Source organism: Massilia sp. MS-15 (assembly GCF_020176695.1).
Taxonomy (GTDB): Bacteria; Pseudomonadota; Gammaproteobacteria; order Burkholderiales; family Burkholderiaceae_D; genus Telluria; species Telluria hydrophila.
On the sequence record NZ_JAIWIA010000045.1, the window covers coordinates 1 to 23,149 of the forward strand.

Annotated in this window: 18 protein-coding genes; 4 read left to right on the plus strand and 14 right to left on the minus strand. The window is 70.1% G+C overall.

Annotated features, from left to right (window positions below; translation table 11 throughout):
- Window positions 1-221 precede the first annotated feature (221 nt).
- The 6 genes from LCI23_RS17180 to LCI23_RS17205 all read right to left on the minus strand — a co-directional run bounded on the left by LCI23_RS17180 (window position 222) and on the right by LCI23_RS17205 (window position 5,294).
- Window positions 222-647 carry a response regulator gene (locus tag LCI23_RS17180; protein WP_224947673.1) on the minus strand — a complete coding sequence of 142 codons (426 nt, stop codon included), beginning with the start codon at window positions 645-647 and terminating at the stop codon, window positions 222-224.
- A complete protein-coding gene (locus LCI23_RS17185) occupies window positions 640-1,143 on the minus strand; it encodes a GAF domain-containing protein (RefSeq protein WP_224947674.1) in 504 nt (167 codons plus the stop codon). Before LCI23_RS17185 ends, LCI23_RS17180 begins: the two co-directional genes overlap by 8 nt.
- A gap of 68 nt (window positions 1,144-1,211) precedes the next feature.
- Window positions 1,212-1,523 (minus strand): hypothetical protein, encoded by a 312-nt coding sequence (locus LCI23_RS17190; RefSeq protein ID WP_224947675.1) that lies wholly within the window; start codon window positions 1,521-1,523, stop codon window positions 1,212-1,214.
- Window positions 1,524-1,543: 20 nt separating this feature from the next.
- The gene (locus LCI23_RS17195; protein ID WP_224947676.1) at window positions 1,544-2,464 is read right to left on the minus strand and encodes an MBL fold metallo-hydrolase; all 921 of its coding nucleotides are present in this window, start codon (window positions 2,462-2,464) and stop codon (window positions 1,544-1,546) included.
- 68 nt (window positions 2,465-2,532) lie between these two features.
- Window positions 2,533-2,901 (minus strand): YbaN family protein, encoded by a 369-nt coding sequence (locus LCI23_RS17200; RefSeq protein ID WP_224947677.1) that lies wholly within the window; start codon window positions 2,899-2,901, stop codon window positions 2,533-2,535.
- Between the two features lie 149 nt (window positions 2,902-3,050).
- Complete coding sequence (locus LCI23_RS17205; protein ID WP_224947678.1) at window positions 3,051-5,294, minus strand: CHASE domain-containing protein; 2,244 nt, start codon at window positions 5,292-5,294, stop codon at window positions 3,051-3,053.
- Window positions 5,295-5,515: 221 nt separating this feature from the next.
- On the opposite strand from LCI23_RS17205, the gene LCI23_RS17210 reads away from it, so the two are divergent.
- The 4 genes from LCI23_RS17210 to LCI23_RS17225 all read left to right on the plus strand — a co-directional run bounded on the left by LCI23_RS17210 (window position 5,516) and on the right by LCI23_RS17225 (window position 9,232).
- On the plus strand, window positions 5,516-5,956 hold the full coding sequence (locus tag LCI23_RS17210) for a hypothetical protein (RefSeq protein ID WP_224947679.1): 441 nt from the start codon (window positions 5,516-5,518) through the stop codon (window positions 5,954-5,956).
- A 59-nt stretch (window positions 5,957-6,015) separates the two neighbouring features.
- On the plus strand, window positions 6,016-6,636 hold the full coding sequence (locus LCI23_RS17215; RefSeq protein ID WP_224947680.1) for an LON peptidase substrate-binding domain-containing protein: 621 nt from the start codon (window positions 6,016-6,018) through the stop codon (window positions 6,634-6,636).
- Window positions 6,637-6,652: 16 nt separating this feature from the next.
- On the plus strand, window positions 6,653-7,402 hold the full coding sequence (locus LCI23_RS17220) for a hypothetical protein (RefSeq protein ID WP_224947681.1): 750 nt from the start codon (window positions 6,653-6,655) through the stop codon (window positions 7,400-7,402).
- 276 nt (window positions 7,403-7,678) lie between these two features.
- The gene (locus tag LCI23_RS17225) at window positions 7,679-9,232 is read left to right on the plus strand and encodes a DEAD/DEAH box helicase (RefSeq protein ID WP_224947682.1); all 1,554 of its coding nucleotides are present in this window, start codon (window positions 7,679-7,681) and stop codon (window positions 9,230-9,232) included.
- A 135-nt stretch (window positions 9,233-9,367) separates the two neighbouring features.
- On the opposite strand, the gene LCI23_RS17230 is transcribed toward LCI23_RS17225, so the two are convergent.
- From LCI23_RS17230 to LCI23_RS17265, 8 genes are all read right to left on the minus strand, one after another.
- Window positions 9,368-11,059 (minus strand): response regulator, encoded by a 1,692-nt coding sequence (locus tag LCI23_RS17230; protein WP_224947683.1) that lies wholly within the window; start codon window positions 11,057-11,059, stop codon window positions 9,368-9,370.
- A gap of 122 nt (window positions 11,060-11,181) precedes the next feature.
- Window positions 11,182-13,320 (minus strand): hypothetical protein, encoded by a 2,139-nt coding sequence (locus LCI23_RS17235; RefSeq protein ID WP_224947684.1) that lies wholly within the window; start codon window positions 13,318-13,320, stop codon window positions 11,182-11,184.
- Between the two features lie 11 nt (window positions 13,321-13,331).
- Window positions 13,332-15,425, minus strand: a complete 2,094-nt coding sequence (locus LCI23_RS17240) for a glycosyltransferase family 39 protein (RefSeq protein ID WP_224947685.1) — start codon at window positions 15,423-15,425, stop codon at window positions 13,332-13,334.
- Window positions 15,422-15,811 (minus strand): GtrA family protein, encoded by a 390-nt coding sequence (locus LCI23_RS17245; protein ID WP_224947686.1) that lies wholly within the window; start codon window positions 15,809-15,811, stop codon window positions 15,422-15,424. The genes LCI23_RS17240 and LCI23_RS17245 overlap by 4 nt, the downstream gene beginning before the upstream one ends.
- Window positions 15,808-16,836 carry a glycosyltransferase family 2 protein gene (locus LCI23_RS17250; RefSeq protein ID WP_224947687.1) on the minus strand — a complete coding sequence of 343 codons (1,029 nt, stop codon included), beginning with the start codon at window positions 16,834-16,836 and terminating at the stop codon, window positions 15,808-15,810. The genes LCI23_RS17245 and LCI23_RS17250 overlap by 4 nt, the downstream gene beginning before the upstream one ends.
- Window positions 16,833-18,782 carry a hypothetical protein gene (locus tag LCI23_RS17255; protein ID WP_224947688.1) on the minus strand — a complete coding sequence of 650 codons (1,950 nt, stop codon included), beginning with the start codon at window positions 18,780-18,782 and terminating at the stop codon, window positions 16,833-16,835. Before LCI23_RS17255 ends, LCI23_RS17250 begins: the two co-directional genes overlap by 4 nt.
- Before the next feature lie 4 nt (window positions 18,783-18,786).
- Window positions 18,787-20,247: a UbiA family prenyltransferase gene (locus tag LCI23_RS17260; RefSeq protein WP_224947689.1), complete on the minus strand. Its 1,461-nt coding sequence runs from the start codon at window positions 20,245-20,247 to the stop codon at window positions 18,787-18,789.
- Window positions 20,231-23,149: a glycosyltransferase gene (locus tag LCI23_RS17265; RefSeq protein ID WP_224947690.1), complete on the minus strand. Its 2,919-nt coding sequence runs from the start codon at window positions 23,147-23,149 to the stop codon at window positions 20,231-20,233. Before LCI23_RS17265 ends, LCI23_RS17260 begins: the two co-directional genes overlap by 17 nt.

Consider the following 23,149-nt stretch of genomic DNA (forward strand, 5'->3'; position numbering starts at 1 on the left):
CATGGTTGCTATAAGTTGCTCTGATAGCGTAAACTGTTGATCTCAAAAGGAAAGAGCAGCGAGAACAAGGTAGCGCGAAGCGCTAGCGACGCACTCATAATCCGTTAGTGCCCGGTTCGACTCTGGGAGGCTTACCAGTATTTCAGTCGCTCCCATCATGCCTCTTTATCATAGGTGGAAGCGACCTCATCTACGACACTATCGTCCACCGCGCGCGCAAACTATGAAAGCAGAGCCGCTCCTCGCGCCCGCGCCTTCATCCCCTCAACCGTATCAATCACATCCCGCACCCGGAACGGTTTAATGAGAATCCGGCTGATCCCGCACGCCCCCAGCACCTGCAACAACTCCGTGTTGCACGACTCCACCAGCACCGCGATCGGCATCGACGCCGCACACGCACAGCCGCCCGAGCGGATCTGCTGGATCAGGGTCAGGCTCCGGTACCCGTCCTCCGGCAAGGGCCATTCCACCGCGATCACCGCAGCGTCAAAACGGCGCTGGCTGCTCATCTGGTGTCCCGTCTGGTAAGTGGCCGCCTCCGTCACCTCGGCCGTGCCAAGGCTGCGCAAGGTCAGCGCCACGGTGCGCCGCAGCAGGTTCTTCGGCTCCACCAGGAGGATGTCGAAGCCTTCCACGCTATGCATCGGTCGTTGCCTCCGGCGCCGTCAGGGCCAGCACAGTCAGGTCGCGCAGGCTGCTCAGGATGGCCTGCCCGACCGTGTCGAGCGTGCGCGGCCGGGTGTCGATCAGGCACAGGGTGCCGATCGCCAGCCCGTCGCGGCAGATCAGCGGCGCGCCAGCGTAGAAGCGGATGTGCGGCGGGCCCAATACCAGCGGATTGTCGTGGAATCGGGCGTCGAGCAGGGCGTCCGGCACCAGCAGGATCTGCCCGCTGTGCAGCGCATGGGCGCAAAAGGAAATGTCGCGCGGCGTCTCGCAGGCCGCCAGGCCAACGCGCGCCTTGAACCATTGCCGCTCGCTGTCCACCAGGCTGATCAGGCAGACCGGCACGTCGAATTCGCTCGCGGCGAAGGCGACGATCTTGTCCAGCCGTTCCTCGGGCGGGGTGTCGAGTAGCAGCAGTTCATGGAGCAGCGCAAGGCGTTCCTGCTCGTTGTCGGGAAAGGTCGGCTTGATCATGGGCGGCAAGGTACGTTCATGTCACGCAACAATAGCCGATTTTGAGCCGGCTCGACAGTGGGACGGGATCAGGATCCGCCGCCCGCCTTGCGGCTGTTCAGCCAGTCGCGCCCGCCCGCGTCCAGGGTCCGTGTGATCACGTCCGCCGGCAGGCTGTACACCGTGGCCCAGGTGGCGCGGCCGTCCGCGCTATTCGATGGAAAGCTCTCGGTCTCGATTGGCCAGTGGTACTTGCGCTTGAGCGCGCGCACGATGGCGGCCAGGGTGATGCGGCCGCGCAGCGGTTCCCTGCCTGCCTGGTCTTCGTTCGACAGCAGCACGGCCAGCACGGCGCCGCGCGCGGTGTTCGGTCCGGGGAATACGGGAGTCTTCTTGGGCATGCGCCGATTGTAGCCCGACCCTAGGGCAGCGCGCGCAGGCTGCCGTCCCGCGCGAGGGCATAACCGGCCAGGTCGCGCGCCAGCGCCAGCGTGCCGGTGTAGTGTGCACGCGCTTCGCGCTCGATGTCGTTCAGGCCGAGGGCACCATCGCGCTCCTCGGCGCGGTCCTGGTAGCGCGGGCTGAAATGGGTCAGGATCAGGTTCGGCACCCCGGCCTCCTGCGCCATGCGCGCCACCATCGCGGCCGAGCTGTGCTGCGGGCCGGGGCCGACCTTGCGCAGCACCTCCTCGGTATAGGTGGCCTCGTGCACCAGCAGGTCCGCGCTGGCGGCTTCCTGCGCCAGCAGGGCGGGCCGGTCGTTGTCCCCGGCGATGATGAGCTTGCGCGGGCGGCGCGGCGCCAGCAGGTAGTCCCCGGCCGTCACCGCGCGGCCATCCGGCAGCAGCACGTCGCGGCCTTGCTGGATCTCGCCCCAGGCCGGCCCGGACGGGATGCCGCCGGCGCGCAGCTTGCCGATGTCGAGCCTGCGTTCGACGGCCGCCTCGGTGAAGCTGTAGCCGTAGCAGGCGATCCGGTGCGAGAGCGCCGTGGCGCGCACCTGCATGTCGGGCAAGACCTCCACGTGCGGCAGGTCTTCCAGCGCCACCCAGACGATCGGATAGGGCAGCGTGAGCTGGCTTGCCTGCATGATGCATTCGATCATGCCGCGCAGCGGCGGCGGGCCGACGATCGTCATCGGCTCGCTGCGGCCCAGCATGCCGGCGCTGGCCAGCAGGCCGGGCAGCCCGTAGCAGTGGTCGCCGTGCAGGTGGGTGATGAAGATCGCGCGCAGGCTCACCGGCGACAGCCGGGTGCGCAGCAGGCGGTGCTGGGTGCCTTCGGCGCAGTCGACCAGCACCCAGTGCTTCGCGCCTTCGCTGCGCAGGGCGGTTGCCGTCATGTTGCGGCTCCGGGTCGGGGTGCCGGAGGAAGTGCCGAGGAACTGGATTTCCATTGCGGGGTAACGGGTCAGGGCGCGCGGCGCCGGGTTGGCACGAAGCGCCACAGGTAGAGGCTGACGCCGGCGCCCAGCACGGCCAGCATGGCCGGCAGCGCCGTGCCGTCCACGCGCCCCATCGCCAGCAGCAGCGAGGTCCACAGCATGACGGTGGCGAGGATCTTCGCGCCCAGCGGAATGCCGAGCCCGGCCTCGAAATCGCGCAGGTAGGGGCCGAGCACGCGGTGCGACAACAGCCAGCGGTGCAGGCGCTCGGAGCCGCGCGCGAAGCACCACGACGCCAGCAGCAGGAAGGGCGTGGTGGGCAGCAGGGGCAGGAACAGGCCGAGGATCCCCAGGGCCAGCGCCAGCGCGCCCGCCAGGTTGTAGAGCGGTTTCATGGGTTCACTCTAGCATGCAGGAGCAGGCAGGAGAAGGCAGAAGCATGCGGACAAGGCCCGGCACGACGGCGAAAGAATATTTCAAAAATTCCAATAAAATGAAGGATTATTTCATCGCGTGCCGTGGGACGCACTGTAGGCCCGGCTGCTCAGTGCAGGGCCGCCACCGGCGCTGGCGCTGGCGCCACATGGCGCGGCAGGTAGATCGTCACTGTCGTGCCCTGGCCAGGCGCGCTGGCCAGGCGGATGTCGCCGCCGCTCTGGCGTGCGAATCCGTGCGCCATCGACAGGCCCAGGCCCGTGCCCTTGCCCTCCGGCTTGGTGGTGAAGAAGGGCTCGAAGGCGCGCTCCATCACTTCCTGCGGCATGCCGTGGCCGTGGTCGGCCACCGCCACCGTCACGTAGTCGCCGGGCGCCAGGTCGGCGTCGCCCTCCACATGCGCGTTGCCCAGCGTGAGTACGATGCGCCCATTGCCGTCCATCGCGTCGCGCGCGTTGATGACCAGGTTGAGCAGCACGTGTTCGAGCTGGTTCGGGTCCACCAGGGTCGGCCACAGGTCGGGCGGCACCCGCTTTTCCAGGGTGATGTGGTCGCCCGCCGCGCGCTGCACCAGGCTGTCCATGCGTTCCAGCAGGGCGTCCACCTGCACTTCGAGCGGGTGCAGGGGCTGGCGGCGCGCGAAGGCCAGCAGCTGGCTGGCCAGCTTGGCGCCGCGCTCGACCGCGTCGAGGATGCTGAGCAGGCGCTTGCGCTGGCTGGAGTCGGCGCGCAGGATCAGCTGCACGTTGGCGCTGATGATGTGCAGGATGTTGTTGAAGTCGTGCGCCACACCGCCGGTGAGCTTGCCGACCGCTTCCAGCTTCTGGGCGCGCGCCAGGGCCTGGCGCGCTTCGATCAGGCCCTGCTGGCGCTGCTGCTCGCGCGCCTCCGCTTCCTTGCGCTGGGTGATGTCGCGCACGAAGGCGGTGGCGCCGAAGCCCTGGCCGACCGGCAGGCGCGCCACCGTCACCTCGGCCGGGATGCGGCGGCCCGCGCGGTCGAGCACCTGCAGTTCGGTCGGCGCGCCCAGCATGGCGCAGCCGCCACCGCGCGCGTGGACCGCGAAGGCGGCGCGGAAGGCGGCGCGGGCCGGTTCCGGCAGCAGTTCGGCGGCGTCGCGGCCGATGGCCTGGGCCGCGTTCCAGCCGAACAGCTGGCTGGCGCCGGCATTCCAGTCGGTGATCCGGCCGCCGGCATCGACGGCGACGAAGGCGTCGGGCGCGTTTTGCAGGATCACCTGGATGCGCTTCTGCTCGGCGGCGATCTGGTCGTGCGACTGGCGCAGCTCGAGCGTCATGGCCTGCGCCAGCTGCAGCGCGCGGCGCCGCTCGCTGGCCAGCAGCCATACCACCACGCTCAGCATCAAGCCGAGGGCGAGGCCGGTAATCGCCACCAGGCGCGGACGGGTACTGTCCAGGCTGGCCTCGAGGGCCGCGCTGGAGCGCATGCTGATGGTCCAGGTGCGTCCGCCCGGCAGCACCTGGGAGCTGGCGCTCAGCCGGGCCCGGTGGCCGGACGCGTTCGGCGAGCGGTACAGCAGGGTACTGTCGCCGGCCGGCTCGCCGTCGTGGATCTCGATGTCGAGGTCGGTGGAATGGGCGCCACCGAGGCTGCGCATCAGGTCGTCCATGCGGAAGGGCGCATACACCCAGCCGACGATCGCCGCGCGGCGCTGCTCGACGGTGCCGGCCAGTTGCCCGGCGCGGTACACCGGCAGGTACATCAGGGCGCCGGCCTGCTGGCGGCCGGGACCGCCCGCCGCGCCTTCCTGCACCAGCACCACCTTGCCGCTCAGCGCCGCCTGGCCGCTGTCGCGTGCGCGCTCCATCGCGGTGCGGCGCACCGGCTCGCTGAACATGTCGTAGCCGAAAGCGCGCAGGTTGCGTCCGCCAAAGGGTTCGATGTGGGTGATCGCGGTATAGGTGGCGCGCGCGTCCGTGGGGCGGATCCGGTACTCGGGGAAGCCCTGGCGCCGCATGGCGGCCTCGTGCGCGGCGAGGCCGCCGGCCGGCACGATGGTGGCGATGCCGAGCGCCTCCATGCCGGGGAAGGCTTCGTCCAGGCGCAGCAGCCGGTAGTAACGCTCCCAGGCGGCCTGGTCGAGTTCGACCGATCCGCGCAGGAAACCGCGCGCGCCGCGCAGCACCTGTTCATAGACTGCCATCCGGCGGCCAATGCTGTACACCATGTCGCGGGTACGGTAGTCGAAGGTCTCGCGCAGCTGGCGCTCGGCGGTGCGCGAGGTGCTGGTCCAGGCGGCGAAGGTCGCCACCGCCGTGACCAGGAATACCAGCATCGCCAGCAGCAGCGGCAAATGCCCGGAACCGGGCAGGGGAATGCGGCTGCTGGGCATGGCGGGAAACTGGGATTGCGGCATCGCTTGAACGCGCGGGGGCGTGATGGGCCAGGTTGATCGGAAACGCGCGGAAAGACGGTAGGATACGCATCCTGGCTGTGTCAGGGCGCACGCCACTTTGCGCGTTTGGCAATAGTATTATCTTTCATAATTATTTCAATGCAATTTCCTGATGTAGTAACACGCCTGCTTGCGTGCATTCGGGCGCCGCAGCGCGCATGAGACCGGCTCCTGCGATGGGATCGTGGCTGCGGCTGCACTGGCCGCTGGCGCTGCCGGGCGGCGTTCTGGCGCTGGGCCTGCTGTGGGGCATGCTGGCGCCGCTGCGCGGGGGCAGCCATGAACTGCCGCTGGAGCTGGGCACGGCGCACGCCCCGCACACGCTGCGCCTGACCCTGGGCGTGCAGGATGTGCTGTTGCTGCGCAATGCCGGCCGGGTGCCGCTGGTATGCGGGCCGGTCCAGCTGGCGCCGGGCGCCGACATGCGCCTGCCGGTGGAGGCGCCCGGCGAGCAGCGCATGTCCTGTCCGGCGCTGCCCGGCGGCAGCCTGCTGCTGCGCGTGGTGCCGATGCCCGATCCGGGCTGGGACCGGCTGCGCTGGCGGCTGGACAGCCTGTCGGAGGCGATCCGGACCCTGCCGGTGCGGCGTCCGGAATAGCGGGATCTTCGGCGCCAATCGTGCTGCCATCCCGACTGCGATTCTGTCATCATGGGATCATGTCGACGATTTCCTTGCCCTTGTTCCCGCTCGGTACGGTATTGTTTCCGGACGGGGTGCTGCCGCTGCAGGTGTTCGAGGTCCGCTACCTCGACATGATCAGCCGCTGCCTGACGGAAGACCTGCCCTTCGGGGTGGTGCTGCTGACCCAGGGGCATGAGGTGCGCCAGCCGGAGGGCGAGCCGGAGCGCTTCGCCGCCGCCGGCACCATCGCTTCCATCACCGAAACCACCACCGCCTCGCCCGGCCTGCTTCAGGTGCTGTGTCGCGGCGGTGCGCGCTTCACGGTCCTGACCGCCGAGCAGCGCCTGAACGGCCTGTGGATGGCCGAGGCCGAACTGGTCGAGGGCGACCAGGCGGTCAAGGTGCCGTCCGAACTGCAAGGCGCTGCCGACGCGCTCGACCGCGTGCTGTCCTCGCTGCACGACGTGCCGCGCCACCGCTGGCCGGTGCAGCCGCCATTCCGCCTCGACGATTGCGGCTGGGTGGCGAACCGCTGGTGCGAATTGCTGCCGCTGCCGAACCAGCAGAAGCACCAGATGCTCATGCTCGACAATCCCGTGATCCGCCTGGAACTGCTGCATGATGTGCTGGACGAACATGGACTGATCACTTCCTAGCCTTGCGTGTGCCGGAATGACTTTCTCGGACGACCTCCTGATAGCGTACATCAACGGCGAGCTCGCCGCGCCGGCCCGCGTGGCGGTTGAGCGCGCCCTGCAGGCCGACCCGGTGCTGGGCGCCCGCATCGCCCAGCTGCGGCGCGAAGGCGGCCGGGGCATCCACATCCTGAACGTGTCGGCGAATGGCCACGACGGACGCCAGCAGCGCGCGCCGCCGCCCGGCGGCGCCAAGGTGGTGCACCTGGACGCCGTGCGCCCGGGGCGCGCCATGGGGCCGCCGCAGCCGCGTGCCGCGCCGCCGGCCTGGACGCTGCGCCACTGGCTGGCACTGGGCGCCGCGCTGCTGTCCGGGGCTGGCGCCGGCATCCTCGGCTGGCAGGCGCTGCGGCCCGATCCCGGCCTGGTCATGCTGGAAGCGGGCGACGGCGCCCTGGTGGCGCGCGGCCGCCTGTTCGACGCCCTCGGCAAGCAACTGGCCAACCCCGGGCCGTCCGAGACCGGGGTGCGCATCGGCATCAGCTTCGTGGCCCGGGACGGCGGCTATTGCCGCAGCTTCGTGGTCGATACCACCGCCGGCCTGGCCTGCCGCAAGGGCGGACGCTGGACGATTCCGGTGCTGGTCCAGCCGCATGCCGGCGCCGCCTGGCTCGATGGCAGCAGCCTGCCGCCCGCGGTGCAGGCGGCAATCGACGCCCGCATCGCCGGCGCCGCCCTCGATCCGGCTGCCGAGCGCGCGGCCCAGCAGCGCGGATGGATGCCCTGAGCGGGCCGGCGCTCGCCCCGTCTTTGCCCGGCATGAGCGGCACCGGAACAGGACCTTATATACAGGGGGGGCGATTTCAGGTATCGTGTAGCCCGCTAAAGTGCCTCTACGTCCGCCCAGTCGTGCCCCCCGGGGCTTGCGGCGCCTTCGCGGACATCGCGGTCCGGTCGCCGGTCCGCCGTCCCATCTGGAAGCTTCCAGCGCAGCCGATCCGGGCCGTGCAGGCGTGCCCGCAGGCGGTGCCGTAGAGCTAACGAAATACTGTCCAACAAGAATATGTCTGATATCCAGAATACGCCCGCCAGCGCGGGCTCGGCCGACGAGGCCGACATCACCCTGGCGACGCCCGTCGAGCAGGTCAAGGCCGACGAAGCGCCGACCGTGCGCTTCGCCGACCTCGGCCTGGCGCCGGAAATCCTGCGCGCGCTGACCGACCAGGGTTACGAGCACCCGACCCCGATCCAGGCCAAGGCGATCCCGCTGGTGCTGCAGGGCCGTGACGTGATGGGCGCGGCCCAGACCGGTACCGGCAAGACCGCCGGTTTCTCGTTGCCGATCATCCAGCTCCTGATGGCGCATGCCAACAGCAGCATGTCGCCGGCGCGCCACCCGGTGCGCGCGCTGGTGCTGACCCCGACCCGCGAACTGGCGGTGCAGGTGGCCGACAACGTCGCGGCCTACGCCAAGCGCACGCCGCTGCGTTCCACCGTCGTGTTCGGCGGCATGGACATGAAGGGCCAGACCACCATCCTCAAGGGTGGCGTCGAGATCGTCATCGCCACGCCGGGCCGCCTGCTCGACCACGTCGAGCAGAAGAACGTCAACCTGTCGCAGGTGCAGATGCTGGTCATGGACGAAGCCGACCGCATGCTCGACATGGGCTTCCTGCCCGACCTGCAGCGCATCATCAACCTGCTGCCGAAGCAGCGCCAGAACCTGATGTTCTCGGCCACCTTCTCGCCCGAGATCAAGAAGCTGGCGAACAGCTTCCTGAACAGCCCGGTGCTGATCGAAGTGGCGCGCAGCAACGCCACCGCCGACAGGGTCACGCAGGTCGTGTACAAGGTCGACGAGGAACTCAAGCGCGACGTGGTCGAGCACATCATCCGCGAGCGCAACCTGAAGCAAGTGATCGTGTTCTCGAACACCAAGATCGGCGCCTCGCGCCTGTCGCGCCACCTGGAGCAGAAGGGCATCAAGGCCTCCGCGATCCACGGCGACAAGACCCAGCAGGAACGCATGGCCGCCCTCGACGCCTTCAAGGGCGGCGCGATCGAGGTGCTGGTCGCCACCGACGTGGCCGCGCGCGGCCTCGACATCTCGGACCTGCCTTGCGTGATCAACTACGACCTGCCCTACAACGCCGAAGACTACGTGCACCGCATCGGCCGTACCGGCCGCGCCGGCGCTTCGGGCGACGCGCTGTCGGTGTACTCGGACAAGGACGAGCGCCTGCTGGCCGACATCGAGAAACTGATCAAGCAGACCATCACGCGCGGCGAGCTGCCGGGCTTCGTGGCGCCGTCGAGCCGTCCGCACGGGGCGCGCGAAGGTGGGCGCGAAGGTGGACGCGAAAGCGGCCGCGACTTCGCGCGCGACGGCGAACGCCGTGGACGCCGCGAGGATGCCCCGGCGCGCACCGACCGTGCGCCACGCAGCGGCGGCTATGGCCCGACGCCACGCCGCGAAAAGGTCGATCCCTGGTTCCTCAAGCCCTACGAGCCGTCCAGCGCGGCGCGCAAGGAAACCGTCACGCCGACGTCAGCCGCCAAGCCGGGCAAGCAGAAGCTGGCTTTCCTGCTGGGCGGCGGGCCGCGCGACAACGCCTGAGGCGCTTTGCAAGGGCGTTCAAATCACGGTACTGCGGCCCGCGCAGCGATTCCTATCTCAACGATGACCGCGTGGGCGGGACAACCTGCCCACCTACGGATGAGCAATGCCGCCCGGGCAGCTGCTATCTGACCCTTAAGCCGCCCTGCGCGCGTGCAGGGCCGCCTGCACCCGCTCCAGCAAATCCTGGTGCTGGTAGGGCTTGGCCAGCACATCCAGCGAGCGGTCGCGCGCGCCGCGCGCCGGTAGCTCGTCCATGTAGCCGGTGGTCACCAGCACCGGCATCCCGGGCCGTGCCGCGTGCACCTGCTCGATCAGTTCCAGCCCATTCATCCCGCCCGGCATGATCACGTCGGTGAACAGCAGGTCCACCGCTTCCCGCTCCAGCAGCTCGAGCGCGCGTTCGCCGCTCGGCGCCGACAGCACCTCGTAGTCGGCCGCCGCCAGCATGGCCTCGGCCAGCTCGCGTACGTCCTCGTTGTCTTCCACCACCAGGATGCGGCACTTGCGGTCCGGGGCACAGGGCGCCGCCGCAGGGCGCCCGCCACCGGCGCCCTCGTGCCTGGCGTGCCGGTCCGCCGGGAAGACCATGCGCACCAGGGTGCCGCGCCCGGGCTCGCTCTCGATGTCGAGCCGCCCGTGCGACTGCTGCACGAAGCCATGCACCATCGCCAGGCCCAGGCCGGTGCCCATGCCCTTGGTGGTGAAGAAGGGTTCCGTCGAGCGCTTGAGCACGTCGGGCGCCATGCCTTCGCCCTCGTCGCGGACGCAGATCGCCACATACTCGCCCGGCGGCAGCCGGCTGGCGGCGCGCCGTGTCTCGTCCACCACCGCCGTGCCCACCGTGACCACGCCGCCGCCCGCCATGGCGTCGCGCGCATTGATCACCACGTTGAGCAGCGCCATCTCGAGGTAGGTCGGGTCGATCGAGCAGGCGGGCAGGCCGGGCCGCAGGTCGAGCCGCAGTTCGACCTGCTCGCCCAGGGTGCGCACCAGCATGTCGGAAAAGTCCAGCACCAGCGTGTTCAGGCTGACCTGCCGGTGCTCGAGGCGCTGCTTGCGCGCAAAGCTCAGCAGCTGCTGGGTAAGCTTGCCGGCCTGCATGGTGGCACGCTGGGCGCGCCGGATCGGTTCGGCCGCCGCGGTCTGGCCCGCGACCAGCAGGGCCAGGTCGAGGTTGCCGTTGATGACCTGCAAGAGGTTGTTGAAATCGTGCGCCATCCCGGCCGAGAGCTGGCCGATGGCTTCCATCTTCTGGGCCTGCAGGTTCGATTCCAGCATGCTGCGGCGCTCGGTGATGTCCATCTGCGAGGCGAAGAAATACAGCAGCCTGCCTTCCTGGTCGAAGATGGGGCCGATGAACAGGGCGTTCCAGAAGGCCTCGCCGTCGGCCTTGTAGTTGAGGATGTCGACCGCCACCGCGCGCTGTTCCTGCAGCGCGCGCCGCACTTCGGCCACGGTGGCGCGGTCGGTGTCCGCGCCCTGCAGGAAGCGGCAGTTGCGGCCGATGACGTCCTGTTCCCGGTAGCCGGTGAGGTCGAAGAAGGCGCCGTTGGCGAAGACGATCGGATTGTCTTCCTTGTTGGGGTCGGTGACGACCATCGGCATGCGCGTCATCTCGACGGCGGCGAAGAAGATGTTGCCGCGTTCGTCCAGCCCGCCGTGGCCGATGTAGCCGGCCTGCCAGTGGTTCACGCCCGGGCCGCCGGTCGGCGAGATGGCATTGCCTTCGACTTCGCCGACCGCCTGCACCCCGGCGCTCTGGCCGCCGCCCTGCACGTCGAGCGGCCTGCCGCGCTGTTCCTCTTTGTCCGATCCTGTCGCCATCGTGTGTCCCGAGCAATGGCCGCAAGCGCGGCCGGTTCCGGGTTCACTCTATCCGCGCGCGGCCAGGCATTCCGTACGTGAGCGCACACAGCGGCCGGGCCAGGCGCACCGCTTGATCCCGGTTAACGCGCGGCTTCGACCCTGGCACTGCCGTCGGTGATGACGATCTCGCCGATGCCGATGCCGAGCGGGCGCGTATCGCCGGGCTGGCCGCGCTCGGCCGGGGACACCGGCTGCGGTACCTCGATCACCAGCGTGCGGGCCGTGCCGTCGGTGTCGAAATGCAGGGCGAACTCGCGCATGTGCCAGCCGACCCGGAACTCCTTGCTGACGCCGCCGACGCGGGCCTGGAAGGGCAGCTGGGCGTTGACGTCATAGGCGCGCGCATTGAACAGCACGCCCACCCGGCGCGGCAGCGGCCTGGCGAAATGGAACACGACCTGCTTCGCATCCGACCAGCGGCCCCAGGGCTCGATGCGCGACAGGCCCTCGATGCCGGTCAGCACCGCCGGGTCGGGCGGCAGCGCCAGGTTGATCCGGTTCAGCGTGGTTCCCGGATCGGGCAGCCGCACCACCGAGTACCAGGGCGTGCGCTGCAGGGTCAGGACTTCGTCCGGCACCGTGAAGTCGCCCAGCAGGACCATCCATTTCTTGTTCAGCGGCAGCTGGTATTCCGCCAGCGGGCCGAAGCCCTCGTAGCTCAGCAGCGTCGTGTCGGGGTGGTCGATGTGGAACTGGGCGCGGATCATCAGGCTCAGGTCGAGGCCGGCGATCACCACCTCGCCGCGCTCGGCCGCCGGCACATGCTCGCGCGTGAACACGGCCGCCATGTCGGTCGGGGTGGGGGTGCGCAGGGTCGCCAGGTGGCGGTCCACGCCCTGGTAGCTGGCCGCATAGGCCGCCGGCAGGGCCAGGCACACGAACAGCAGCGGGGCCAGCCGCGTTCCTGCCCACCCGCGCAATTGGACCCTTGCCGCCCAGCCCAGCAGCAGCAGGAGCTGCAGGCCGACCAGGATGCGGAAAGACTTGCCGGCGAGGTTGATGCCGAAGATGTCGGGGCCGTCCACCACGTTCATCGTATAGCCCTGCAGCCGGCTCAGCGCGAACAGCAGGGTCGCGCCCAGCAGCGCCGCCAGCGCCCAGCGCAGCCACGGGTGGCGCGGCGCGGCCGTGGCCTGCCCCGGCGCCACCGCGGCCGCGGCCACCACGGCCAGCAGCGGGAACACGAAGCTGTAGTAGCGCAGGTGCAGGCGAAAGCCCTCGCGGCTGCCGGGCACGTGCAGGCCGGCCGTGTACATCACCGTCAGGCCGGCGGCCGCGCCCAGCATCAGCAGGGTGTACAGGTGCAGCAGTTCGCGCCGTGCGGTGGCGGGGTCGTGCGCGGCAGCCGCCTGCGCGCCGCGCCAGGACAGCAGGCGCGCGCCCAGCGCATGTCCCAGGATCGCCAGCGGCAGGCCGTACACCAGGGCCAGCGTCATCAGGTGGCCGCGCGCGTTCACCGAGGCCGCCGCCAGCAGGGCCAGGCGGTCCACGCCCAGCTTCGTCGACTCGTAGAAATAGCCGAAGATGCTCAGGCCGTTCTTGCCGGCGAACACATAGCCGAGGCCGAACTTGAGCGCGAAGGTGAGGGCCGCCGCCAGCGCCGCCATCGCCAGGCCGCGCAACAGCCAGGCGCCGCCGCGCTGGTGGCTGGACAGCAGCAGGAAGGGGCACAGGGCGGGCAGCAGGAACAGTGCGTGCACTTTTACCAGGCTCATCAGGCCGAGCACGAGGCCGCAGGCCAATGCCTGCACGGCCGGGCGCCAGTCGCTGCCCGTCAGCGCGACCCAGCTCAGCACGCAGAAACCGAAGTAGTACATGGTCTCGGGCATGAAGTAGGCCGTGAAGGAATTGAGCGGCGCCAGCGTGCTCAGCAGCGCTACCACGGCCGCCAGCGGCTTGCTGGCATAGCGGCGGGCGATCAGGTAGACGAAGGGAGCGGCCCCGATGAAGAAAGCCAGGTTGCCCAGGCGCACGCAGTCGAGGAAGCCGGTGCCGCAGGCGCTGCTGGCGCCGAACAGCCACAGGTAGAGATAGGACGGCAGCATCGAGTCGGCCAGTGGCGTCAGGCGCGACATCTTGCTGTAGTACCACTCGTCGGCGAAGACGGAGGGCTGCAGCCCCGTATTGCGCTGGTAGAGGAAGAAGGCGACACCGGCCAGGACCAGGGCCAGCAGCAGGGGCCAGGCCAGCGCGCGCGCAGCCGGACGGGACGTCGTCATGGGCTGGTCCGTCATGGCGCGCTGGTCCTTTCCTCGATGCGCAGGCGGGTCAGCGAAATGCCCAGCGCGCGCGTATCGGTGGAGTTGCCCAGTTCACTCGGGCGCTTCGGATGCGGCACCTCGATGACCAGGCTCTGCTGGCGGCCGTCGGTGTCCAGGTCGAGCACGATCTCGCGCGCTTCCCAGGGCAGGCGGAAGCTGGCCTCGGCTTCGCCCGCGCGCAGCACGAAGGCTTCGCCGATGTTGGGGCCGAAGGCGCCGGCGGTCAGCACCACCGTCAGGCGTGCCGGCAGCGGCCGGGCGAACTGGAGTTCGACCCGCTTGCCTTCCGACCAGCGGCCCCAGGGCTCGACATTGGCCAGCCCGCTGGCGGCCTGCACCAGTTGGCCGGGGCCGGGCGCGACATTGAAGGCATACTCGCCGATGCGGCTGCGCTGCGGGCGCGGCAGCTTGACGATGGCGAAGCCGTCGCCGGCCACGGTCGGCTGCAGGCCTGGCGGCAGCCCGTGGCTGCCGACCGCCACCAGCCAGCGCGCGCCACTGGGCAGGCGGTAGGCTTCGACCGGGGCGCCATCGGGCAGGTCGAGCAGGGTCAGTTCCGGGGTGTCGATGTAGAACTGGGTGCGGAACAGGTCGGCGCCATTCGCGACGATCATGGTGTCGCCGCGCTCGGCCAGTGGAATCGCGTCGCGCGCGGCGAGGCCGGCGCGGTCGGCTGGAGCGGGGGCCGCCAGGTGGCCCAGGTAGGTGCGCACCTCGACGTCGGTCAGGTGCAGCGCCAGCGGCAGGGCCAGCAGCACGAAGCCCCAGGCCGCGGCGCGGCGCCAGCGCAGCCACGCCACCAGCAGCAGGGCCTGCAGCAGGAACAGGGTGATCACCAGGGGTTCGCGCTGTACCAGGGCCGTGAATTCCGGACTGTCGGTGATGCGCGGATCGAAGCCGGGCAGGCGGATCCAGGCCCCCGCCAGCAGGGCGCCCAGCAGCACGACGATGGCCGCCCGCAGCAGGCGGCGCACCGGCTTGTCGTCCTGCGCGCGGGTCGCGGCGGCGCCCACCACCAGCAGCAGCGGCAGCGCGAAGCTGTAGTAGCGCGAATGCAGGCGCAGGCCCTCCAGCGGCCCGTCGTTGGCGATCGAGGCGGTGTACAGCACGGCCAGGCCGAGGGCCGAGCCGAAGCTGAGGGCGGTGAACACGGCGAGCGGCCCGAGCGGATCGGCGGCGCGGTAGGTGGCGGGGCGCAGCAGCGCGTGCAGCAGCGCCGCCAGCGGGAAGGCCAGCAGCACCGCCAGCGCCATCGCATGCCCGCGCGCGCTGACCGAGGCCGGGAACAGGCGCGACAGCAGGCTGTGCTGCGAGGCCGAGCTGGCGCCGGCGCCATAGAAGGCGCCGAACAGGGTCAGGCCGTTCTCGCCCGCCAGCAGCCAGCCGAGCAGGAGCTTGATGGCGGCGGCGGTGAGCGCCGCCAGCAGCGCCGCGCCGACTCCGTGTGCCAGCCAGGGCTGGCGCGTCGGCTGGGCGCGGCTCCAGGCCGCGTACACCAGGAACAGGCACAGGGCCGGCAGCAGGAACACGGCGTGCACTTTTACCAGGCTCATCAGGCCAAGCACGGCGCCAGCGGCCAGCGCGTGACGCCAGGGGCGCCAGGCCATGCCGGCCAGCGCCACCCAGGCCAGCACGGCAAAGCCGAAGAAGTACATCGATTCCGGCATGAAGAAGCTGGTGTACAGGTTCAGCGGCGCGAGCAGGGCCAGCAGGGCCACGGCGCAGGCCAGCGGCGCCGGCACCACGCGCCGCGCGACCAGGTACAGGAAGGGCGCGGCGCCGACATGGAACAGCACGTTGCCGATGCGCGCGCAATCGAGGAAGCCAGGGCCGCAGGCGCTGCTGGCGCTGAACACCAGCAGGTACAGGTAGGAAGGCAGCACCGCTTCGGACAGCGGCACCAGGCGCGCCATCTTGCTGTAGTACCACTCGTCCACGAACACGCCCGGATACAGGCCGAGCGTGCGCTGCATCAGGTACCAGGCCACCAGCGCCATGCCGGCGGCCAGGAGCAGGGCGGGGAGGCGGCTGCGCGCCTGCTTGTCGATGACGGACTGCGTCATTTGAAGATCCAGTATTTGCCGAGCAGGAAGCCGTTGACCGTCACCAGCGGCAGCGACAGCAGCTTCCCGGCCAGCGGGTTGTCCAGTGTGGCCTGGGCCAGCGCGACGCAGCCCAGGGTCAGGAGGTAGTTCAGGCCCACCAGGCACAGGTAGCGCGCCAGGCTGCCCGGATTGGCCGAGGCGGAAAAGGTCACGCCGCTATGGAAGGCGAAGTTGACCAGCAGGCCGGCCGCGAAGCCGGCGCTGGCGGCCGCCGTGTAGTGCATGCCCGCCTGCAGCAGCAGCTGCAGCAGGCCGATGTCCACCAGAGCGCTCAGCACGCCGCCGGTGACGTACAGCAGGAACTGGCGCGAGGCGAATTTCGAAGCGATCCTGGCCGGGCTCATGGTGTGCTGCGGTACAGGGTCTTCTTGTGCAGCGGACGGCGCGGCACCGAGGCCACGTCGTGCGCCAGGAAGGCCAGGATCAGCTGCACGCCCATGATCACCGGCAGCGCCGCCAGCATCACGGTGCCGGCCGGGGTCTCGACGTGCGAGCGGGCCGAGGCGATCCAGTGCGCCAGGCCGTAGCCGGCCCCGAACAGCGTGAGCAGCACGCCCAGCGGCAGCTCGATCGAGGCCACCGACATGTTGCGCAGGTAGTAGTTGTAGAAGATGCGCTTGCCGAAGTTGCGCACGTGCTTGGTGAAGAATTCGGTGACGATCTTCGAGATCTTGAGGTTGCTGACCTCGTCGCCGTACACGGCGTCCATCGGCACGTCGGCCACCACCGCGCCCAGGATGTTCAGGCGGAACAGCATGTCGGATTCGAAGAAGTAGCGCTTGCTGATCTTCTCGAAAGGCAGGTAGCGCGCGCAGTCGGCGTGAATCGCGGTATAGCCGTTGGTCGGGTCGAACAGGTCCCAGTAGCCGGAAGACAGCTTGGTCATCAGCGACAGCACGGCATTGCCGAACAGGCGCAGCGGCGGCATCGCGCCCAGGCGCTCCAGGTTGAAGAAGCGGTTGCCCTTGGTGTAGTCGGCTTCGCCGGCCAGGATCGGGCCGATGAAGGCCGGGATCAGGCTGCCGTCCATCTGGCCGTCGCCGTCGATCTTGACCATCACCCTGGCGCCGTCGGCGATGGCCGCGCGGTAGCCGGTCATCACGGCGCCGCCCACGCCCTGGTTCTCGGCGTGTTCCAGCACCACCACGCGCGGATCAACGCAGTGCTCGCGCACGAAGGCGCCGCTGCCGTCCGGGCACTTGTCGTCGACCACGTAGATGCGGGCGACTTCCGGGCCGATGCCTGCGATCACGCCCAGGATGTGGCGCGTCACCTTGTAGCTGGGGATCACGACCGCGACCGCGTCGGCCGCGTCGCGCGAGGCGGGGGTGAGGGGATGGTTCACGGTAAGGTTGTCGGGAGCGTTCATGGTTTGCCAGGGATTTGACGCACGCTGATCTCGCGCAGGAAGAAGGCGAGCGGGCGCGGGTCGCCCGGACCGGGCGCCTGCGGCGTGGCGTGTTCGAGTTCGATGTCGAGGGTGGCCGCGCGGGCGGCCGGCGGCAGCGGCAGCAGGCCGGCCTGGTCGAGCGCCTGCCAGCCGAGGTCCTGGCCGTTCACGACGACCCGGGTCTGGCGGTTCGGCGCCAGGTAGTGGCCGGCGATCAGGAGGGACTCGGCCGGGCCGCCTTCGAGCTGCAGGCGCACGCGCGAGCGGGTGCCAAGCGACCAGGCGCCGTTCCAGCCCGGGCCGTTCGCCTCCAGCGTGCTCCAGCCCGAGACCAGGGCGGCGGCCGTGCCGGCCTTGAAGGCATCGTACTGGAAGCTGCGCTGCGGCTGGCTGCCGGCCACGCAGCGCAGCGGGCCGTCGATGTAGCGCCAGCCGTAGGCGCTCGGCGTGACCGGCAGGTCCGGCGCCAGGCGCGCGCCTTGGCCGCATAGCTGCGCGTCGAGCTGCAGGTTGGACGCGTGCACCAGGGTCTTCACGGCCACGCCCTCGCGCTGCAGCACGTAGTGCTTGTCGGGCTGGATGTAGTTGTCGTGGTTGCCGGCGCGCTCGGCGAAGATTTCCGGTTCCGGATGGTAGTACTGCGGCGCCCAGGTCAGCATGCGCACCGCGGCCGGGCTGAAATGCACGTAGTCGTAGCGCTGGGCGTGCAGCATGGCCACGGCCTGGACCGCGGCCAGGCCGGCCAGCACCACCTGCAGTCTCACAGGCCAGCGCGGCAGGCGGCGCAGCAGCACCAGCAGCGCGAACAGCAAGGGCATCGCGGCCCAGAAGGCATAGCGCATCACGCCGGCCGCACCGGAGTTCCAGTTCAGCACCGCCAGCGCCGGCAGCGCCAGCGCCAGCGTCAGCAGCGCCGCCAGCAGCAGCGCGCCGCGCGCCCGTCCGTCCGCGCGCGGTTGCAGCACCGGCAGCACCAGCACCAGCAGCGCCAGCACCAGGCCCGGCACGCCGATGATCATGCCCTGGTTCAGGTCGAAGTAGAACGACGCCAGGCGGGTGGCGCCGACCAGGCCCGGGTCGGAGAACAGCCGGGCGATGATGTTGGGCACGCCGAACTGCCACAGGTTGAACAGCGGCGGCAGGGCGAACAGCGCGGCGCCGGCGGCCAGGCCGGCCAGGTTGCGGCGCGTGAGCTGGGCGCGCAGGTTGGCGCCGGGGCCCAGCGCGCGCTCGTAGTCGAGCCACAGCTTGAACAGCGGGGCGAACACGAAGAAGAACACGATGGTCGGGTTCTGCTGCGCGGCCAGTCCGGCCAGCAGGCTGCCCGCGACCGGCGCGCCGCTGGCATACAGCAGCAGGCCGGCCAGCAGGCAGGCGGCGCTGACGCATTCCGGGCTGCTCCAGTGCAGGTAGAGCACGCCGCCGCACAGCATGAACAGGCCCAGGCCCAGCCAGGCCTTGGTTTCCGAACCGAAGAAGCGGCGCAGCGCCAGCGCCAGCGCGAACACGGCCAGCAGGTTCACCGCCTGGAAGGCCTTGAAGGGCGGGATGCCGAGCGCCTCGAACAGCTTGAAGGGTCCGGCCGCCAGCAGCGAATAGCCGAAGTAGTGGACCGGGAACACGCTGCCCTCGCGTCCGCGCACGAAGGCGGCGTAGAGCTTCTGCTCGCCGGCGCGCATGCCCTGTTCCAGCAGGTCGAAGGGTTCGGTGAACATGCCCGGCAGCAGGGCGCGCACGCGCGCGATGTCTTCCAGGCGGATGTCGGGCGAGCCATGGTCGGCGATCGCCACCGTGGCCAGCGTGTACTCGACCACGTCGCCGCCGTAGTAGGGCTTGTACATGGCCAGCAGCGCGGCCAGCGCCAGCGCCACCAGGAGCGGGAAGCGCCAGGCCGGGGTAGGGGAAAGGGAGGCTGGAGTCTGCATGGATTCAGAAAGTGGCGAGGAGGGCGAGGGCGAGGCAGCAGGCCACGACGGCCAGGCTGGTCCGGTCCTTGCTCACGTACAGGACCGGGTCTTCGTTGACCTGGCCGCGGAAGGACAGCACCCACAGGCGGCCGAGCCAGAACACCAGCAGCGGCAGGATCCCGGCCAGCCAGGCCGGGCTGCGGTACAGGTCCAGCACATTGCCGGAATTGAAGTACAACATGAACACCAGCACCGACAGGAAGGCGCTGTTCACGCCCATCATGGCCACCGGTATCCGGTCCTCGACCGTGTAGCCGCGCCCGCGGGTCTTGTCCTTGCCGCGCTGCTGCAGGTTGACCAGTTCGCTGTGGCGCTTGAGCAGGGCCAGGCTCAGGAACACGAAGAAGGAAAACGCCAGCAGCCAGAACGAGGGTGCGATGCCGGTCGCGGCGGCCCCGCCCAGCACGCGCAGGCTGTACAGGATGGCGAGCGCCACGATGTCCACCATCAGCAGGCGCTTCAGGACCAGCGAATAGGCCAGGGTGCTGGCGAAATACACGCCGACCGCGGCCAGCAGGAGCAAATCGAACGAGGCGCACAGCAGCAGCGCGCCGCCTGCCAGCAGCGGGCTGGCGCCCAGGGCCAGCGGCAGCGGCAGCGCGCCGGCGGCGATCGGGCGCGTGTGCTTGGTCGGATGCACGCGGTCGTCCTGGGCGTCGAGCGCGTCGTTGAGCAGGTAGGCACTGGAGGCGCACAGCGAGAACGCGAGGAAAGCGACCAGCGAGGCCGTGAACGCGGGCAGGTCGAGCGCATGGCCGGCCAGCATCGGCACGAACACCAGCAGGTTCTTCAGCCACTGGCGCGGACGCAGCGCCTTGAACAGGGCCGGCAGGGGATGGGCGCGCACGCTGCCGCAATGGAGGGTAGTGCGCCCGTCGGCCAGGCGGAAGGGCCGGTGGGTCACCGACAGCGCCTCGGCGCAGTCCAGCCACACCGGCAGGTCGGCGCGCGCGTTGCCAAGGTAGTCGTAGCCCTGGGCGCCATACAGCCCGGTGAGCCTGCGCGCCTTGTCGTGGGAGGTGAGATTGATGCCGTCGCCAGTGGACAGCACCAGGTCGAACAGGCCGAGGTGGTCCGCGACCTGCTGCGCGAAGCGCTGCTGGCTGCCGGTGGCCAGCACCAGCGTGCGTCCGCGCGCGCGCTCGGCGCGCAGCAGCGCCAGCACCGCCGCGTCATAGGGCAGGGCGGCCGGGTCGAGCGTGACCGCGTGCGCCAGCTTCGCCTTGAAGCCGGCCTTGCCCGCCAGCAGCCAGAACGGCAGCAGCCACGCGCGCAGCAGGTGCTGCTTGAGGAACAGCACGATCGATTCCCACAGCAGGTCGGAATGGATCAGGGTGCCATCGAGGTCGACGACCAGCGGGCGCGCGATGCCAGGCGCCCGGGCCGCGGCCAGCGCGCCGCCGGGCTCACGCATCGGGCGCATCGGTGCCGGGCAGCACGCGGTACCACTGCTGGCGCACCAGGCCGTCAAGCACCTGCTGTGCGCTCTGGTCCCAGGTCAGCCAGGGCATGCCGGTCGATTGCGGGGCCTGGCCGGCGCGCTGCAGGTCGAGCCAGGCGGCGACGGCGTCGGCCAGGTCGCGCGGCGCCAGGCCGTCGAAGTAATAGGCGTGCTCGCCCGCCACTTCGCGGAACACCGGCAGGCTGCGCGCGATGATCGGGATGCCGTGCTGGGCCGCCTCGATCAGCGGCAAACCGAAGCCTTCGCCTTCCGACGGCGACAGCAGGGCCGCGGCGCCGCCATACAGCTTGAGCAGCATCTCGTCCGAGATGCCGTTCATCCAGAACAGGCGGCGGCCCGCTTCCGGATGCGCAGCCATGCGCTCGCACAGCTTTTCCATCATCCAGCCCTGCTTGCCGACCACCACCAGGTTGACGTCCACGCCGCGCTGCCACAGCAGTTCGAAGGCGTCCAGCGACTGCGTATGGCCCTTGCGCGGCTCCACCGTGCCGACCATCAGGAAGCTGGGGCGCTGGGTGAGGGCGGCCAGCACCTGGTCGGCGTCCGGCGGCAGGCCGAAGCTGGGCGCGCTGGCGTCGATGTCGGCGCCCAGGTGGAAGTGGCCGAGCCTCAAAGGCGCGCGGCGGTGTAAGCCCTGGCTGGCGATCCAGGCCGCCAGTTCGTCGGCCACCGCGCGCGAGATGCACAGCACGCCGTCCGAGACCTTGTGCACGGTGCGCAGGAAGTCGCCGAAGTACTGTTCGGTGCCGAAGGGGAAGACGTCCGGACGCAGCATCGGCAGGATGTCGAACACCACGAAATAGATGCCGACGCCGCGGTCGCGCATCGACAGCAGCAGCTGTTCGTTCTGCGAGGTGCCGTTGGTGAACAGGTCGAGGCCGAAGAACACGTCGCCCGGGCGCAGCTCGACCGGCGCGTCTTCCATCAGCAGCGCGCCGTTGTTGCCTTCTCCGACCATCTGCAGGCCGAACTGGCGGGCGTACTGGTAGCTGCGGTTGCCGCCGTGCGAATACACCGGCTCGATCCGGAAGCCCGGCGGCGGATCGGCGATGAGCGACAGCAGGATGCTGCGCACCACGCGCTGGATGCCGGTCTTGAGGTCGGACTGCACCACGGCCGAGACGTCCACCAGCAGCTGGCGCGGCGCCTGGGGCGCGCGGTTGAAGGCGATCGCGGCGGCCAGCGGCGGCAATTCGTGGTCGTCGAAGTGGGGCGCGCAGGCGCGCACCACCTTGCGATAGCTGCTGGCGCGGCCCAGGCGCGCGCAATCCTCGATGGCCTCGGCATACAGGCGGCCGACGTGGGCCGGCGCGTGTTCGCGCGCCATGTGCGCCAGCGCGCGCGCCGCCAGTTCCGCGCGCAGCGCAGGTTCGCCGCGCAGGCGCGCCAGCGCGGCGGCCAGCTCTTCGCGGCTGAATGCATCGGGCAGCTTGAGCAGCAGCGCGTCGTCGATCGAGGCGGTGGAACCATGCGCGTTGACGATCGTCGGAATGCCGTACAGCAGGCAGTCGAGCACCGAGGCCGAGGTCTCGCCGCGGGTCGAAGTGCGCAGCTGTACCGCGCAGTCGCTGGCGGCCAGGTAGTCGGCGTAGGTGCCGGCGTCGACGAAGCCGCTCACCTTGATGCGTTGCGCGGCCGCGCTGGCGCCGATGGTGCGCACCAGGCCGGCGCCGTACAGGCCGGGGTCGTTCTCGCCGACGAACACCAGGCGGCAGCGCGGGTCTTGCGCCAGCGGCGAGGCCAGGAAGGCATCCAGCAGTTCCTCGTTGAGCTTGGTGCGGCCCAGCATGCCGAAGCTGGTCACCAGGAAGTCGTCCTCGGCCAGGCCCAGGCGCGCGCGGGCAGCGGCGCGCGCCTCCGGCAGCGCCGTCGCATTCTGGCGGCCGCGCAGCAGCGGGATGGTGCGCCAGCCCTTGGCCGCGCCTTCGCCATACCAGCGCGTGGCCAGTTCTTTCGAGAAATCGGCGTGGACGATGACGCCATCCGCGCTGTCGAGCACGCCCTTGTTGACCGGGAAGGCCCAGATCGCGGGGTTGCGCCCTTCCTTGCGGTGGGCCAGCAGGCCGGTGTAGCCGTGCGATTCGTACAGCGCCTTCATGAAGCCGTTCGGCAGATAGGCTTCGCGCTCCAGGTTGTCGAGCACGCCGGACAGGTAGAAGTCGTGCAGCACGACGATGCCCGGCACCTCGCGCAGCAGTTCGAACATGTGCTGGTGCGCGTGCGAATTGCCGACGTGGTAGAGCACGCGCTCGCAGCTGTCGGCATGCGCGCGCAGCCAGTCCGGGCTGCGCAGCGGGTAACCGTCGAGGCGGCGGTCGTCGACCTGGCCCTGGTCCTGGTCGACCACCAGCTCGATCTCGTAGTACTTCGCCAGTTCCGGTATCAGTTCCGCGCTGTAGTCGGCGATGCCGGAGCGGGCCGGCGGCAGCGGCGACACATAGGCCAGGCGCGGCTTGCGGCCAGCGGGCGCGGCCGCCTGCTGCGCCGCGGTGGCGGCCAGCTGCGCCAGCAGGCCGCTGGCGTCGGCCATGGCCGGATCGCAGGCGAGTACGGGAAACGGCAGGCCAGTGGCAGGGGCGGTGGCGGCAGGCAGCAGCACGATGTCCGGCGCCAGGCCGGCCAGCGCATGTTCGCGCAGGGCGGCGCGCGGCGCGCCCGTGGCCGGCAGGTCGAAGGCGCGCACCTGCACCGGCAGTGCGGCGCAGGCCAGGCGCAGGGTCTGCAGCCAGTCGGCGTCGGCCAGCGGGGCGGCGATCACCAGCCGCATCGGATGCACAAGTTCCCTGGCCAGCGCCTGGGCCAGCTGGAGGGCGGCGGACGCGTCGCGCGCCGCCAGGTCGAGGAAGTCGAAAACGATACGCAT

Coding starts and splice junctions, on each gene's coding strand:
- LCI23_RS17180 (WP_224947673.1), bottom strand. CDS start 647: ATGCATAGCGTGGAAGGCTTCGACATCCTCCTGGTGGAGCCGAAGAAC.
- LCI23_RS17185 (WP_224947674.1), bottom strand. CDS start 1,143: ATGATCAAGCCGACCTTTCCCGACAACGAGCAGGAACGCCTTGCGCTG.
- LCI23_RS17190 (WP_224947675.1), bottom strand. CDS start 1,523: ATGCCCAAGAAGACTCCCGTATTCCCCGGACCGAACACCGCGCGCGGC.
- LCI23_RS17195 (WP_224947676.1), bottom strand. CDS start 2,464: ATGACGGCAACCGCCCTGCGCAGCGAAGGCGCGAAGCACTGGGTGCTG.
- LCI23_RS17200 (WP_224947677.1), bottom strand. CDS start 2,901: ATGAAACCGCTCTACAACCTGGCGGGCGCGCTGGCGCTGGCCCTGGGG.
- LCI23_RS17205 (WP_224947678.1), bottom strand. CDS start 5,294: ATGCCCAGCAGCCGCATTCCCCTGCCCGGTTCCGGGCATTTGCCGCTG.
- LCI23_RS17210 (WP_224947679.1), top strand. CDS start 5,516: ATGAGACCGGCTCCTGCGATGGGATCGTGGCTGCGGCTGCACTGGCCG.
- LCI23_RS17215 (WP_224947680.1), top strand. CDS start 6,016: ATGTCGACGATTTCCTTGCCCTTGTTCCCGCTCGGTACGGTATTGTTT.
- LCI23_RS17220 (WP_224947681.1), top strand. CDS start 6,653: ATGACTTTCTCGGACGACCTCCTGATAGCGTACATCAACGGCGAGCTC.
- LCI23_RS17225 (WP_224947682.1), top strand. CDS start 7,679: ATGTCTGATATCCAGAATACGCCCGCCAGCGCGGGCTCGGCCGACGAG.
- LCI23_RS17230 (WP_224947683.1), bottom strand. CDS start 11,059: ATGGCGACAGGATCGGACAAAGAGGAACAGCGCGGCAGGCCGCTCGAC.
- LCI23_RS17235 (WP_224947684.1), bottom strand. CDS start 13,320: ATGACGACGTCCCGTCCGGCTGCGCGCGCGCTGGCCTGGCCCCTGCTG.
- LCI23_RS17240 (WP_224947685.1), bottom strand. CDS start 15,425: ATGACGCAGTCCGTCATCGACAAGCAGGCGCGCAGCCGCCTCCCCGCC.
- LCI23_RS17245 (WP_224947686.1), bottom strand. CDS start 15,811: ATGAGCCCGGCCAGGATCGCTTCGAAATTCGCCTCGCGCCAGTTCCTG.
- LCI23_RS17250 (WP_224947687.1), bottom strand. CDS start 16,836: ATGAACGCTCCCGACAACCTTACCGTGAACCATCCCCTCACCCCCGCC.
- LCI23_RS17255 (WP_224947688.1), bottom strand. CDS start 18,782: ATGCAGACTCCAGCCTCCCTTTCCCCTACCCCGGCCTGGCGCTTCCCG.
- LCI23_RS17260 (WP_224947689.1), bottom strand. CDS start 20,247: ATGCGCCCGATGCGTGAGCCCGGCGGCGCGCTGGCCGCGGCCCGGGCG.
- LCI23_RS17265 (WP_224947690.1), bottom strand. CDS start 23,149: ATGCGTATCGTTTTCGACTTCCTCGACCTGGCGGCGCGCGACGCGTCC.